The sequence below is a fragment of the Vogesella aquatica genome (genome assembly GCF_028548455.1).
GTDB lineage: Bacteria > Pseudomonadota > Gammaproteobacteria > Burkholderiales > Chromobacteriaceae > Vogesella > Vogesella aquatica.
This window is the reverse complement of the sequence record NZ_JAQQLF010000028.1, coordinates 1-15481: the sequence shown is the minus strand read 5'-3', so window position 1 is coordinate 15481 and position 15481 is coordinate 1. Positions and strand designations below refer to the sequence as shown.

Here is a 15481-nt window from a genome sequence, read left to right as displayed (position 1 = left end):
TCAGGCTGCCGGGCGGCAGGGCGCCAGCTGGCCTTCGGTATGTGTCATCGCGGCCTGCAGCGGCAGCAGGCTGTGCTGCGTTTTCTGCATCAGCGCGGCGCCCAGCCACAGGCTGTACAGCGCGTAGGCGGTTTCATCCGGTGGCAGCTGCGGCTTGATGCTGCCGTCGGCCTGGCCAGCGCGAATGCACGCGGCCAACCTGTGCACGATGGCGTCCATGCCTTCGTGCAGCGCCAGCCGCATCGGTTCGGACAGGTCGGATACCTCGGCCGCCAGCTTTACCGCCAGGCAGCTGTGCGCCTCGCAGCGGGCGTGGTGGTCCAGCCATTGCCGGAAGTAGGCCAGCAGCCGGGCCCGGCCATCGCCGATGCTGTCATCGGCCAGCAGCAGGCCGACACGCTCGCGGTACATCGCAAAATAGCGGGTCAGCATGGCCACGCCGAAGTCTTCTTTCGACTTGAAGTAATGGTAAAACGACCCCTTCGGTACCCCGGCTTCGTTCAAGAGCTCGGTCAGGCCCATCGCCGTAAAGCTGCGGCCATGGATCAGCGCCTCGCCGGTGGCCAGGATGTGTTCGCGGGTGTCGGTGTGCAGTCGTTCTCGTGCCATGGGGTGCATGATAGGGCAAATAGACTGGTCAGTCTAGTAGTGTTTGGCTTGGTGCACCGTCGCTGTCTGTTCCGGCCAAATAAAGTCGAAAACTGTTTATTAAAGTCGAAAACAGAGCATTAAAGTCGGAAACAAACGCACAGTCGCAGGACATATGAAATCCATACTGCATAAATTTTGATGTCGGCCGCAAGAGTTGTGTTCTGCCTATTTATGTGTGTTATGCACGACTTATATATGAGGGCTGGACGATTATTCGGAAAGTTATAGTTATTGATTAATTTAAAAATTATGATAATGGTATTAATTTGCAATGTTTTGGAAGGTTGTGAGGAAAATGATCACACGATCGGCTTATCCGCTTCTTGCGCGCATACCAGATGAGACTCTTTTTAGTTGGGTGAGTCGGTTGAATAAATTCTGGGGTTTGCCAAGTAATAATCAGACTTGTCAGATTATATTTGGACAGTATGTGCATAATATTTGTCATGCTTTTCCAGATCATTTAAAAAAAATTAAAATACAGATAGGGGATGATAGTTCTACGGATGTATTTCTCATGGAGGGAACTCTACTTGGTTTTTACCGTACATTCCTTTCCCAGGCTGCTTTTGCGTCAGCAAGAAATGATCTTTTACTGGGTTGGGGAAGATCGTTATCGAAGCGGTTAAGCTGGCTCGCGTATCAGAAACGGACCAATCATCCCCTGAAAGCTTGCCCTAGGTGTATTGAGGAAGATCGTAGGCAAACTGGATGGAGCTACTGGCATCTAGCGCATCAGTGGCCTGGCGTATGGGTATGCCAAATTCATGATGTGTCGCTTCAGGTTCTTGATCTGTGTGATGCGGCTACTTTCAAACTGGTGCTACCTTTTGAATGTATTGAACATTTGCGATCTGTCGTTATTTCTGATCCGTTGCTCGATTCTTCAAGGAGTTTAGCGCATTTCATTTCTAGCATTGTGCGTGAGGGCGGTGTACTGCAGGCAGATGTCTTGCAGGCCTTGTACTATCAAAAGTTATATAGCTACGGTTGGATTAATAATACTGGCCAGAAACAATGGGATGATGCTGCCAGCTCCTATATTGAGCATTGTCGTAGTCTCGCCTCGATTCCAGAGCTCCATTTTCTTCCTGAGACGGTCGAATCATCTGGCCGAGTTCTTTGCCAACTATTGAATGATGAAAAGTTGGTTCTGCATCCATTGCGTCATTTGCTAATCATGCATTGGCTATGGGGTGATGCGTCAACATTCTGGAGTGATTACTACCATCACTTGAAGATGCCACGAGAGCAGGTTGATACTATAGAATTTGAACCACCGCTAGTTTCAAAAGAGCTGCCATCACAGGCTGAGCTGAAAGCGATCTATACCACAGTAGGAGGGAGCCTTTCTAATATGGCTGACGTCTTGGGTATTTCATTGCCCCAACTTCGGAAGCAACTTAGACTGCGTGGCATTTTTATGAAATTTGAGTTGGTAGGGTCTTCAGAATGGGCCACTCAGCTTGGGTCCGCGCTAGACAAAGGCCTAACTAGTATGGAGTTGTCAAAACTACTGAAGTTTCCACGAACACAAATTTGTGCAGCTATTCACCGTGATCAAGCAATGCTAGTACGCTGGAAAAATGGTCGTAGGGCGCGTCGAATTGAGGAGGCCAGGGAGCATCTAGTATCTCTGGATATCTCTTCATGCTTTGAAGCAAAGCCTCTGCCATTGCAGCTTAAATATAAGCTATGCTGGTTTCTAATTCGGCATGATAAAGTGTGGCTGTTAGAGCATCTAAGGAACCGGGTAAGTGAGTGGGCCCAACTCGAGAAGCCTGGATTTGATTTTTCTGAAGCAGATATTTCTCTTAGTGCTCAGATGTTGTTGTATTCGATTCGTAGCCGGATGTTTCCTCAATTCAAGTTCGTGAATAGTCGGAGTGCTTTTCAGCGTCATATCCCTGGTTTTTCAGTGCTTGGCAGACGTTTTTCGGACTTTCCATTGTCTGGGTATTTACTTACTAGCCTGACAAGGTCAATAGAGAAGTGAGTCCTATGACATTATTGCTATCAGGTCACTACTAAAATAGTGATGACGATATTAAGGAACAAGCCTTACGCGTCTTGTACACTAGGAATCATTGAAATAGGGCCATCCTCTTGATGCGAGAGGGGGCGTTGCTAGCTTGGTACGGTATTAAAATCAATTTGTAATATTTCCGACTGGGCGATGTCTATGTAAAACCTCGTATGTGGAAATTTGCATGCACTCATAAGCACTGTGGCTTTGATATCTTGGTAATAAGCAATTTTGTACATTGCTTAGAAGAGGCTCGTTCCAATCAAAACAGCCATTTTCGATTCAGATTCGAGTGACGACTTTGGCCGACCTGTTGTCAATGCTTCAGCTTGGTTGGTGGCAGTTCGGTCTTGCCTTCGGCCGAGGTACTTCTATTTGGACTATCGCAGGGCACTTGATCGGCGACGTCCTCCCGTGTTCTGTAGCAGAAGGCTTTAGCGTCGGCACTGGCTGTAATGTGCACTTTTTGCACATTGCTTCCAGAGGGGAGGTTCCAACTTGTGCAAGAAATGCACGAGTTCAGCACAACGCTAGGTCCATGTGGAGGGGGCTTAGAAAAGCCAAAACCAGGCGTGTCCGGTATCCCGTGTAAACCTGTCGCCCCACTCTTACCTGTCGAGAGACCGTTTAGGTCGACGACCTGTCGCTGCTCCAGGTGGGAAGGCAGCAGGTCGGCCAAAGCAGTCGCCTACAGTTGTGGCAGAGGAAGCCTGCTTTAGGCTGGCTGCTGACGTTCAAATTTGGCAGTCTGAAGACCGCTGGCACTGAAACTGGACATTGCTCGGTACTTCCTGCCAGAGTTGAAGCCGGTGGTCGCTTTGCGCAACACCACGAAACCATTGCTGCTCCGACGATTCAAAGAGGCTGGGTTCACGGACTGGTCGTGACACATGCCTCTCGAAGCTGCGACGGGAACACATCGCAAATCTAGTGAACGCGCAATAGGAAGAAAATAGCGACGCCTGAAATTCAGCAATGGAGGTGAGGATGGCCAGTAGTACATCGCTTGAAAGCGAAATCACAGAGTGGCTAGTTCAGTTGATCGAGGACGAAAAGTTGCTCGACGCCATAGACGAACAAGAAAGCATCGACGCTGTTATCGAATCGATTAAAAAAAGAACCGGAGTTCCGGCTTTTGGTTTCGATCACCTGTCGCGACGAGCGAACGTACGCGCTGCTTCTGTCGTGTTGAAGAGCCTGGGACTGCTCGACGTTATTGCTGTCGACAAAAGCATCTCTTTGACAACCGGAGAGGTGCTACGTCCTGACATCCTGTGCTTCAACCCCGAGTCACGAACACTGGTGGTATTCGAGGTCAAACGAGACAAGTTGACTGAGCGGCAAGCCGTCACCGAACTAGCGGGGTATGAACAGGAACTAAGGAATACGCTTCCATTCCTGGGTGATTTTGATGTGAATTTCGTATTGATATCCACGCATTGGGACGTCCTCTTGAACCACGCAGTTGCGAATTTCAACACGTGGTCAGGAAAGAATTGCCTTGCGCTCAAAGTCGTGGCTGATCAGCGGCCGTTCACCCTAGCTTGTCACCTTCCTGACGCCTGGCAGCTTCGGGGAAGCAGTACGCTTCCTCACGAGGCACTGCAATCGATCGACCTCTATCTCTACAAGGAGGAAGGCAACGATGAAGACGAAGACCAGTCAATTCCCGCTGAGCTAATCACAGCGATCAACATCATTGCTAGGTCGGGAGATCGACATGAATCCCATGGGTTCGCCATGTTGTGGTGGGATCACGCCCAATTTGGGAACGGGCACTGGAGCCTCACGCTATGCGGCGTGGATCCGCTCGCAATGTACGCTTGGTGCAGCAAGCATGGGCTTGCGATTCGGTCGTCTCAACTGACGGAGTATCTGGACAAGCATGTTGCAGACGTCATATCTCAAGCCCCGACATCGCTCTACAAAATCGCAAAGGAATCTTTCCCAGTACTTCGGGGAAAGTACCATCCGACGTTTGAGACCGACTGCACTTGGGAGGAAAAGATGACGCTTCTCAGGCGGCGGGCGTCCCCGGTGTACTTCGAGTTCTGGGGAAGCCTTGGCGACTATGCGCGAGAGTTCATCTGCTATCCAGACGTTCGCGGAAGGTACATGGCGTATATCGACCGTCACGGATTTGACTGGACTAACCCGGATGTTGCATTCCCATTGATCGGAAATATCTGTGGTGACATTCCATTTCCCGATGGCATCGTTCGATGCAGCGAGGCCTTCAACGCGGGGGTCAAGCTGGGCTTGCACGAACTGTTTGCCAGGATTGCTGATGAATCTGAAGATGAAGCCAGAAAGCTGAGTCCCTTGCTCCAATGGAGCATGCTAGAGGCGACACGGGTTGCTATTGAGATGGCAGAGATTTATCGCACAGTGAAGGAGGTTGACGAGCCTCCGCCACCTCTATCGACCACCCCGGATAAGCGCGCATCATCTACAGCAGAACTTTGCGAGTGGGCCGTGAAGCACTTGATCGGAGGCGATCACCCTGTGCATCAGCGCTGTTTCGAACTAGGGCGTTGGGGCGCAGCGTTCTTCAGCGAATGGTTAGACGAGTCGGAGCGGCGTCAGTTTTTAGAGGCGCACGCTGATGTACTTGCGGATTCGCTTCGTGAGATGTTGGTGCCTGTCCTAGTCGAGCTCCAACCCTTCGACATAGAGCCTGAGAGGACTCATGCGCTTCGGGTATTCCTCCGCAGGATCGGGATCGATTCAGCTGACGCGCTGGCGGCACAGTCTCTGCAGATCTATTCGATTTCGGCATCAGATCTGCTTTCTGCTTTTCGTGATCATGGCGCAAGTGGGCTAGATGAAGTCGTGCCGGCTGTCCTACATACCGTTGGCGAGTTGCCCGATATGGCGCTCGATTGGGGAGGCATGAAGGAAAGCATTCGGAAGATTTTTGAGAGCGGTTGTCGTTGGCCGGCCGTCATGCTCAGCCAGAACGGCAGACATGGGGTGGGTATGGTGGACGAGCGGTTCAGATTATTGTTGGCTCCCGTCCAAGACCCCAATCTCGAGGTCTACTTCCTTGACCAGAAAGCTGTGGCGAGTTTTTGGGTCAAGATGACTTGGTCCGAGCTTCAGAATAGGCTGTCACCTTCAGCATGAAGAGAGAAGTGCGTAGTGCCGATATATACATCGCCGAAGACTGGAGTGGATGACCTGAATTGATTACTCAAGTTGACCGCTCTCGGAAGCAAACCGTGACCTGATGGCACGGTTGCGACCGGCAGCAACTGCTACTCAGCGGTCATTCACGAAATTCAGTTGCACTGTCCGCTTTGTGAGTATTCGCACGGACTCCGCCATTAATTCGCACTTCAAAACCGGCATGCCTGCGCACCTAAATGCCACCACCATCACGCACTTCAAATCCGCAATGCATTCGCGTGGGAGCACCACCAAAGAGGTCTGTCAGCAATCCAAAAAGTAATGGCCGATTTACACAGAAATCGCGACACCCTCTTTCTGGCTAAGTAACTTTGCATAGGTGGCCTGCATCCGTCACCCCATCAGCCAAAAAGACAGGCCAACGACAAAGGGAAATGGCCTCTCCCGCAGGAGGAGAAGCCATTGAATTGCATAAAAAACAAGGACGATTCAGATTTCAAGGCCTAGTGCTTGCATCCATGACTTACCTAACAAGCCCGCCACATCGTCATTATTATCCTGTGACCAAAGTATCTCTGGATTGCCTCGATGTTGAAGCCTGTGATTCAGGAATGACTCGACCCTTTTCAACCTCTCGGGGTCATGGGTGAGGTAACCAATTGGTACGGTTACTGCACTTTCCTGGCTCGGCTGGAAGTGATATTGCACCACTGCCAGTTGACCGGGAATGAGGAATACCTCTACTTTGTCCTGCAGATCCTGCCCCTTAAAACCCAGACCATTTGGGATTCGAGAGTGGTAAGCCTTGCGTAGTCGATAAATATCATTCACATCATCGGCAGGTAGCAACGCTGTGATCTTTCCACGAGCCTTTCGCTCTTCACTCAATTGTTTGGCTACTTTTCCACAAAATTCGGTCAGTAGCGCGCTGTTTGCAGCCCACAGCGGGACAGAACTAGACAGCCACAAGGCATTGTGGCTCACCCCTTCCTCCCAGTTTTTTGCTAGCTCTTGAAGAGTTCTGGTGATGGTGATTCGGTTATTATCCGCGTAGATAGGGCCAATCATCGCTCTTGTATTCTGATTGTCATATCCAGTTTTGCGTAGATGGTGATCCATCAGCCAACGGTTAATATCTAAATCATCCCCATCAACATAACGATTCAACACTATGTCGTAGAAGGCCCTGCAGAATTCTGTCAGAGACAGACCTCCGGTTGAGAGCTTAATCCCACTAAGATAATCGGAAATGCGCGATTCGAGCTCCATGCTCAACGGGCGCTGTCGAATATCGCCGACCTTCTCGGAAGCCCGCTTGATGACCTGAACATCTCCCGTCGATGACGGCAGTAGCCAGATATCGATATCCACAGGTATCTGCACCGGCCTGCCAATTTCACAGGCCCCGACTTTGTAGAGGCGCTTGCGCTTAGAGTCCCGGTCTTGCTGGCGAGCAGTATCGAGGTACGCACGGTACTGGCTGCCAAATGTCTCCGCGACCTGGTTGGTGCTCAAGCTCTTGTGCTCATGCGGGATGGGTATTTCATAGAGGCCAAATCGACTGCTGTTGTAGCGGGATTTGGGCATGACTGAAAGAGTAAGCAATTCGATCACCGGCTCTTCAATACACTCCTCGTACTTAGTCAGGCTGGCTGCCACATTAGGATTGCCCTTGGTACGATCAAGCAGCATTGGCGAAGGAGCCAGATGGCCATCGTTGCTGTAGACCGCGAGCTTGTTGTGCACCAGGGTCTCGACCAAGACTTCGACTTCGCGTTTGGACAAACCGAAGTACTCTTGAATATCACCTGGCAGCACTTCTTGTAGCGCCAGCAGCAGGCGGCAGGTGTACTCTTCAACGACCGGTAGGGAGACTTCTTTCGTCCAGCCACAGTTCACGTGGTACGTCTGCGCAGGCACCAATAGAGAAATCGTATTACACAACCGCAGACCAGAGGGATCTACTACGTCGAACTCTTCATGCATGGGATTTGCCCTCGATCACTGTGGTTCCATCAACGATTTCGTAGCTCTTAAATTTCGCCTGGTGTTTGTCATCTATGTAACTGAGCACATCCCCTAGGGCAGAGGAATGATTTGCGGCGCGCCACATACGTTGGGCACCAATGATAACCAACCTCTCCTGAGCTCGTGACAAGGCAACATTGATCCGTGAGGGGCTGACCAGAAAACCTTGTAAGCCGTGGTCGTTGTTTCTGACCAAGCTCAAAATGATGATTTTGTTCTCCTGCCCCTGATAGGAATCCACGGTATCAATTTTGATCAGGTTTCGAATCTGTGCAGCCCATTCTGCGCGGCTCAGTTCCTCTTCTAGAAGCCGCTTCTGAGCGCTGTACATTGTGATGATCCCTACTGGATAGGGATGTTTGTCACTCTTCTCCGCCTTTAGCTTCTCAAGGTGCTCCGGACGTGCGAGTTGTTTAATGAGATGCAAACAAACTTGGAGCTCATGCTGGTTAAGCAGTACGCCCTTACGCGGCTCATCTTCCATAACTGCACGCTCACCACTGCCACTATCGATCCAGGTGACCGGGGTGCACAGGGGATATGGCAAATCCGCATACCAGTCGGCAGCCTTCTTACGTGAGCTCTTAAGGGCCCCCTGGTAGAAGCAGTGGGAAACGACATCACCGATTGGTTCTATCATCCGGTACTGAGTGTCGAAGGTGATGCCATCATTGACCAAGAAGGCTCGCTCAAAATCGGTACGAGTGGCCTCGCGCTCATCAATAGAGAGTCTGCGGCACACGGCTCGAACATGCTTTGTGTCATACAGTGGCGGGAGCTGTTTATGGTCACCCACCAGCAGGACTCGTCGAGCACATTGCAGTGCAATCATGAGCTCGGAGGCCTGGGCTCTTCCCGCCTCATCTACGATTACCCAGTCAAATTCAAGTTCATCAATATGCAATCCGCCTGCACCAATACCAACAAGGGTGCCACAGACTAACTGTGAGGTTTTAACTAGGAATTTGTCGTAATTAGCTCCGCCTGAGGCTAGTACATCAATCCAATCCTGACTGATGTCGATCAGGTGGTTGAGCCGCTGCAACGCCAGTTGGTTAGTGACCCCATGGCTGCGCGCGACAAGGGTGGATAGAGTATTCCAGAAGTCTGGATCCAAGGCACTTGGCAGGTTGAAGTCATAGCCTCGGGTTTCCAAGTTGCGCTCAAGGATTTCCAAACACTCCTGAATTTTCTCTGCAAAGGAGGCTGCGACTGCCTCCCGCTCGCTAGGGTCGTGATAGTGTTTGGTCGCGCTCTCATGCTGTTGATTGGCCAGAGCACGGATGCGCTGGAGCAGCGGGCCAATGCTGCGATGCAATTTGGCCAACTCTTCGACTAGGGGTTGACTGAGCATAAGACGCGAGGCAAGGGCATTGATGCGCTTTTCGTACTCGCGTTGAAACTTGTAGCGGATCTGGCGCTGGATCGAGCTAGAGTGGCACTGCAGTAGTTTTTCATCAATGGCTGACTCATGGCCAAGACGCACTACGCTTAGTGGCGTACTGAGGTGCATGCATAGCTCCCTAGTTTTGATGGCCACCGTGTCTACCGATGTGTGGGACTGACCGACCAGCAAGATATTGTTAGCTAGGCCGTTTTCGAACAAATAATGAATAAATTTGCTTACAAAGGCAGTCTTGCCGGTGCCAGGAGGGCCCTGTAGGACACTGATAGGGCCTTCTGAAATAGCTCGTTGGAACGCTTCTATCTGGCGCGGATTGAGACGCTCGGACTCACTGTCATAACGCTCGCGAATCTTGGCCTCATCAGGTTTGGCCGCAACCGCCCGGAGCATTGGTTCACTACTGCAGTCGAAGTAGCCTGGAAGACTATTAATGCGAGATTCGCCTATTAGCACCCGGTTCATGGCCCGTTCTCGGCGAGCGCGGGAGGCATGGCTACGCTTGGACTCGAAAATCAGCTCGGCACCCGGAATCAGCTTCTGACGGATTGATCGCATACCCGGAGCAACCACTCTGACAGCTAGCATGTCCGCATCGCTTTCTTCTGTCACCACATAGCCGAAGGAGCGACTTTCCCCTTCAAAATAGATTCCGACCTCATCCTCCTCCCCGAGTAGTTCCAGCAGCTCTCCCTCTTCAACTTCACACGGAATCAGCAGATTACCGCCCTCGCTTTCCCGAATCTCACCCGACAGGATTTCAACCCTGCGACGCTGCTCACCTTCTGTTTCTAGAAAAGCTTGCCAGATGGCACTGGGGCGAATTCTGTCGTCTATGTCATCGATGAATGAGGAGGGTGTCTTCTCGTCTTCAACCGGTGTTAGTAGAGAGACCACCGCGTCGATGCTGGTGATGAACTCGATTAAGTGGTCAGAACATTTGGTCGTCGGCAGCCCACGAACCACTTTCACCGGTCGAGTGAAGGTAAACTCAGCTTTGTTGCTGGCCGAGACATAATCAGTCATGGATGCATCACGCAGGCCAAGGTTCTCAATTGCGCGTGCGTTTGGATCAAAATCGAAGCTTAGCAGCCGATCACGACCGGTGATACGGCAGAACAGCATGCCTGGTTTTTTGCGAGAGGGCTCGACTTCGAAGTAATAAGGCAGTTCCTCAGGCTGAAGCAATTGCTCCTGCTGCGGAAATTGGAAGCTCTGCCAGGTGAATACCAGAGCCTCCTGCGTTTCTACTTCGGGTGAGCTATAGGTTCCAAGCAAACTCTTTAGGCTATCTCGCAAAGGCTCTATGGCAACGGGAACACCATGCGGTTGTTGCTCGCCTCGGTTAAGTTCTTCGACAACCGAAGGTGGAGCCTCCTTCCCGAGAAGCTCCTTAACTATCTTATAAACAGCAAAGCGGTCACGGCCAAAGCTATCTGTCGAGGTTGGATTGACAGGGCCATATTCGACATTGTATGGGTCGCTGGAGTCGCCAAAATCCAAGGCGTCGATAAGCATGAGTGCAAGTTCACTCGGGTTCTCCGCACCAACAGAGGATTTCACCAAGATGTTTGCGGGGTGAAGGTCCCCGTGGGCGAAGTGCTGGCCGTGCAGATTTTGCACCACATTACACAGCGCAATACAAGCATTGAGGCGAGACTTAGTATCGGTCAGCTTCTGTGTAAAATCAGACCAACCTTGCCCTTCTTCGAACTGGGTCACTACAAACAGACCCCTCCCACCACTGAACATCCCATAGGTTAATAGTGATGGAAGTGGTAATTCACCCACCTGGGTCTGCTCGATTCGCTTACGCATCCGCAGAATTCGCCGGTTCATCCCGGGCGACTTTAGGTCCACCTCGGCTTTCTGCCAGAATTTGAATAGAGCCTCCTGCCCTTCAAACACACATCGATAGGTAATTTTCTCGCCAAACATGTTCGGTTGAGTGCCTGACGCTGCAGGGAACAGCTGGGTCATAGCGAAGGGGCTCCAATCATTTTTGATGAAGTCACCCTTAGTAATTTCCTGTAAGACCTCTTGGGTGTCGTCGTAGTGTAGGGCCTGTCCCAGTGTGATCGTATTGAACTCAGCCAGCATGACTAAGGCATTTTCGAACCGACCCTGCTGCTCAATATCCAAGGCTCGTTCAAAGAATCCATCAAGCTTGCCGTCAAATGGATCGTTTTCGACCTTCTGCCAAATGTATACCCCATCTTCACGTTGCAATCGCACGTCATGAAAGCAGATCTGGTGTGCGACTAAGGCCAGCAGATAGACATCTCGCGCAAAAGGGCTGAGGACTTCACCCGAAGACCCATACACATCTTCTGGAAGCAAAGTGTCACTACTGCGCAATTTTTCGCTTAGATCCTTGACTGTGCCTTTTTCTGGAATGAACGCAGCGTGGTAACCCGACGTTAAGATGATATTGTGGTCGGCTGAATACCAGAGGTTTTGTGTGTCAATGTCGCGATGGGCTATCCCCATAGTATGTAGTTCGGCAAATGGAGAGAGGAGCGCTCGTACCAAATCAAGCCTTTGTTCTGCATTCCATTTAGCACTATAGAGGTTAATATGCTCCTCTAGTCGGCGGGTATTTTTCCGCAGCTCATAGAGCTCGATACTGTCATTATTGATGTCCTCTTCGACAAGAGGTGCTATAGGTCGCAGAAGGAATTGCTCAAGTGGACTATTAGTTGAAACGGCTGTCCGGTAAAGGTGCTCTTCACGCATGACCACCTTACGCCAAGTTTCGTCATCACGGAATTTCAAGCCAAGAATGGCCAAGTCCCAGCGGCGCATCATCGCCAGGCGATTGGCTTGGTCCTTATGATTGGAAGGGTATTCTGAAAATAACTGCTGCCCATGAACCCGATCTGGATGCGATGAGGCTACATAGTCCATAAATTTGAAATCTGCGGGTTGGACACGAACCCCGCGAAAGAAATCGTCAAAAGCTTGTTTGCACCTAGGGGCAGTAGGGCGATCTCGACGCTTGTCTTTGAAGAAGTCGAACTTTTGACTTACTGTAATTCGAGAGTAAGCCTCCTGTTCGCGGATCGTCAGAAACTCTTGAAGGGTATGAACATACCGTCGCTCTGAGGTAGGTAGGTATTCAGGCGTTGCCGATCCACACAGCACAACATGTGCTTCAACGCTGGGATAGTAGCCCAATTTATGGGCTACCTCTGTCTTGAGAATATTCATCAACCGTAATGCTTGATTACGCTTCACGTCATAAGGGCTTTTGCTACGGTATTTGTCATTGATATACCAGTTACCATCGTAGCTGTTGAGTCTTCCGCTCCACTCCTTGAGTTCAACCACCAACACCCGGTCATGGGTGATGATGATAAGGTCGAATTCCATCGACCCTTGGGTATCTGTTAAGACCACAGATGCGTAGGCAAACCATACCCCACTGAAATGTTCCTGCATTAGGGAGAGCGCATTAGTTTCGCTCTTGTGAAGACCATTCCCTCTGACGACGATGTCCATGCGGTTTTCTTTCTGAATGAGTCTAAGAGCCTGTTCACGATCTGTTGCACAGTGGCGATACAGAGTTGAAAACCGCTTCGAAAATGCTCATGTACCACTTGTACATTCCGCTTTCTCAGCCGTTTTCGCCTTGTCTCGCTCTTGCTCGCGAGATCGCGAACAGGCTCTAGGGTGTACAGGTGCGGCACCTGCGGCGGCATCACTAGCGCTACAGCATGCCATGTGCGATCTATTCTATATTTTGTCATGAAAATTGCGGCGCAGTCAGTTGTATTGCTCGATCCAATCACTGGGGCTGTTGAAGGAATGTGGGGGTCGGCTGCGTAGTGCAGATCAGAGGGAGATCGGTCTCGCCTGCTAGGGGGGGCGGCTAACACGCCTAGTTCGACGTGTGTGAGGAACGTGTGTCTGTATTCATGCGAATACTCACTTTGGCCGAGCAGCTGCCACAGTTCCCAGAAGGATGGCTGGAGGTCGGCCAAAGCAGACGGTGGCATATCTAGTCACCAACATCAGCTACCGGCCCCAGAGCAGCCAATCGAAAAGGACCGAGTAGAAGGCTTAAGCGGACACACGGTTTACGGCTAATGATAGGGCTAGAGCCTATGTCCTTTTAGCAGCGGACAAAGTGGCCACTGGGGATTAAGGATGAGAGTATGAACTCGGGCTCTCGTGATACCGACACGAAGGACGCGTCGGCTTTTAGGATATGGAGGATCATCGCCACGCCAAATGAAGGATGAGTCAACTCCATTGCCGGTTCGCCGCGCTTCTCGAACGATAATGACTCCGTCGAATTGCTTGCCTTTTGCCTTGTGAATGTTCATAACCTGCAAGCCTGATGGAGCTTCCACTCCATCGAGAATTTGTTCTTGGGCGAGTGCTTGATCCAGCGCGATGCGGGCATTAGTGTATTCGCCGTCTCTAAGCCACTCTGATGCTAGGCCAGCGGAGATGCGGCTGCCGCGCCGGAATGCCACCAAGAAGTCCAGTTGATTGGCGATGCGAACGAGCTCGTCTTGTCCAGTGGCCCGAAGAGCATGCTTCACAGTCAACCAGTCCTCTGCCGGGTCTCCTGTAAATTGAGAAATTGCAAGGTTTGTAATCAGGTCGCGCAAGGAATTTGCGATATTGATGTTTAATACCTTGCCTCCGCGAATCTTGAGCGCCTGTTCTTGAAGTTTGGCCACTGCGGCTCGAGCCTGTCCAGTTGCTCTCCGTGCGGACGCGATCATCTCCATGCTTGTTGCTATGTCGTGTTCGATGTGCACAAGATTCTTGGGCTCAAGAAGGAAAGCAGCGAATCGGGCTGACAGAAGTGACTCCGCCTCGTCAAAGAGCAACTTGTGGCGGACCGGCTTGCCAATATTGGTGCCTATCGCGTTCAACGCGTTGGATATCTTCAAGGCGCTTCGATTGTTCGACACCAGTATCGCGATGGTTTTGGGGAATGATCCAGACTGCGCGCGAACGGCAGTGTAAAGCTCAAATAGTGCGCGGCGCAGCAAATGGTTCCAGTTCGGCGGTGGTTTCTCTGGACGGTATGCCAAAGTAGACACGCCTTTGTATCCAGCTCCGCGGACTTTGCCCGTCAGGATGTCATTGCCAAATGCTAAAATTTCCGAGTCTGGGCTGCGATGGTTCTGTGTCCCAAGGTCTACTTCAAGGGGCTGAAGAGTTTCACGTATTGCGGCAATTCTCTCTGGCCCAACGCCAGGAAGGAAATCAAAGATTTGCTGCTCAAGGTCTGCAAGACACAGCACTTGAGTATGTGCAGCCAGCATTTGAATGCATTGCCATGCGAATTGTCCGGTGTCCTGAGCCTCGTCTACGATGATAAGGGGATGGCGCCGAGCGATGGCTGAAAGAAGGTGCGAGCTGGATGCCAAGAGCCGTGTCGCATTCGGAGCGAACAGGTCGAATGCAATTCGGCCTTCGTCATAAAACAACCTCTCGCGCTCGTCTTGCCAAGCATCCCATTCCGCGTCCTCGTTGTCGATTCCTCCTGAAATAGCTTTCTCGTCCTGCGGTAGCAGGATCGACAACTTGCGCGGTGCACCCAGCAAATATGCATGGGCTTTGAGGATGTCCCAGAAGAATGAATGGAAGGTTTGGATCGAAAGTTGATCGCGCTCGCCCTTCGTTGCTTCAAGCGTTGCCGCATCGAGAATCCTAGCGACAGCCGCGCGAGAGAAGCTGAGGAACAACACAGATTGGCCAGGTTTCATTCCTTGCTTGATTCGGCAGACCGCTTTGCGCAGGGCGACAGTGGTTTTCCCACTGCCCGGCCCACCGAGGACTAGGATGTGGCCATCGCAAGCTAATACGCTGTCACGCAGAGTGCAAGGCCTATTCATGGCTCTGGATCGCCCAAGGCGTCGTTTTCGTCTCTATCTTCCTGGATAGGCGAAGGTGAGGGAAACAGTGCATAAACAGAAGCTAAGAAACTCGTCACAGTTATGGGCAACTCGTGAAATTCGCACTCCTCGAAAAGGCGGGCAGCCCAACCGGCTCCCTTGTTGCTCCCGAGTGCTTCCTTGGCCAAGCTTCTGACAATGTCATCATCGGGGCGATCATTCGGTATCGCGACATTTCCATTCTCGTCGTTGGTTTTTAGTGTGGACAGGGCGTGTACTGAATTTTGTGTAAACGGACATTTGGCAGGAAACTGCTACCTAGTCTGGAGGCACAATGAGCTCGAAAAATCACAACGTACCTGACGCACTACTGGACAGCTTGCTGGC

6 protein-coding genes are annotated in these 15481 nt (G+C 51.2%); 2 read left to right on the top strand and 4 right to left on the bottom strand.

Features of this window, described 5'->3' with window-relative positions:
- Complete coding sequence (locus PQU95_RS17105; RefSeq protein WP_272753130.1) at positions 1-609, bottom strand: TetR/AcrR family transcriptional regulator; 609 nt, start codon at positions 607-609, stop codon at positions 1-3.
- Positions 610-946: 337 nt separating this feature from the next.
- Between PQU95_RS17105 and PQU95_RS17100 the strand changes: the two genes are divergently transcribed.
- Complete coding sequence (locus PQU95_RS17100; RefSeq protein ID WP_272753129.1) at positions 947-2647, top strand: TnsD family Tn7-like transposition protein; 1701 nt, start codon at positions 947-949, stop codon at positions 2645-2647.
- Between the two features lie 1017 nt (positions 2648-3664).
- Complete coding sequence (locus tag PQU95_RS17095; protein WP_272753128.1) at positions 3665-5803, top strand: hypothetical protein; 2139 nt, start codon at positions 3665-3667, stop codon at positions 5801-5803.
- Between the two features lie 492 nt (positions 5804-6295).
- Here the strand turns inward: PQU95_RS17095 and PQU95_RS17090 are convergent, their stop codons facing one another.
- The 3 genes from PQU95_RS17090 to PQU95_RS17080 all read right to left on the bottom strand — a co-directional run bounded on the left by PQU95_RS17090 (position 6296) and on the right by PQU95_RS17080 (position 15094).
- A complete protein-coding gene (locus PQU95_RS17090) occupies positions 6296-7792 on the bottom strand; it encodes a hypothetical protein (protein ID WP_272753127.1) in 1497 nt (498 codons plus the stop codon).
- On the bottom strand, positions 7785-12737 hold the full coding sequence (locus tag PQU95_RS17085) for an AAA domain-containing protein (RefSeq protein ID WP_272753126.1): 4953 nt from the start codon (positions 12735-12737) through the stop codon (positions 7785-7787). Before PQU95_RS17085 ends, PQU95_RS17090 begins: the two co-directional genes overlap by 8 nt.
- A 596-nt stretch (positions 12738-13333) precedes the next feature.
- Positions 13334-15094, bottom strand: a complete 1761-nt coding sequence (locus tag PQU95_RS17080; RefSeq protein ID WP_272753125.1) for a UvrD-helicase domain-containing protein — start codon at positions 15092-15094, stop codon at positions 13334-13336.
- Between the last annotated feature and the right edge of the window lie 387 nt (positions 15095-15481).

Excerpts from the sequence above, each read along its gene's own strand:
- PQU95_RS17080 (WP_272753125.1), bottom strand. The coding sequence starts at position 15,094 with ATGAATAGGCCTTGCACTCTGCGTGACAGCGTATTAGCTTGCGATGGC.
- PQU95_RS17090 (WP_272753127.1), bottom strand. The coding sequence starts at position 7,792 with ATGCATGAAGAGTTCGACGTAGTAGATCCCTCTGGTCTGCGGTTGTGT.
- PQU95_RS17100 (WP_272753129.1), top strand. The coding sequence starts at position 947 with ATGATCACACGATCGGCTTATCCGCTTCTTGCGCGCATACCAGATGAG.
- PQU95_RS17095 (WP_272753128.1), top strand. The coding sequence starts at position 3,665 with ATGGCCAGTAGTACATCGCTTGAAAGCGAAATCACAGAGTGGCTAGTT.
- PQU95_RS17085 (WP_272753126.1), bottom strand. The coding sequence starts at position 12,737 with ATGGACATCGTCGTCAGAGGGAATGGTCTTCACAAGAGCGAAACTAAT.
- PQU95_RS17105 (WP_272753130.1), bottom strand. The coding sequence starts at position 609 with ATGGCACGAGAACGACTGCACACCGACACCCGCGAACACATCCTGGCC.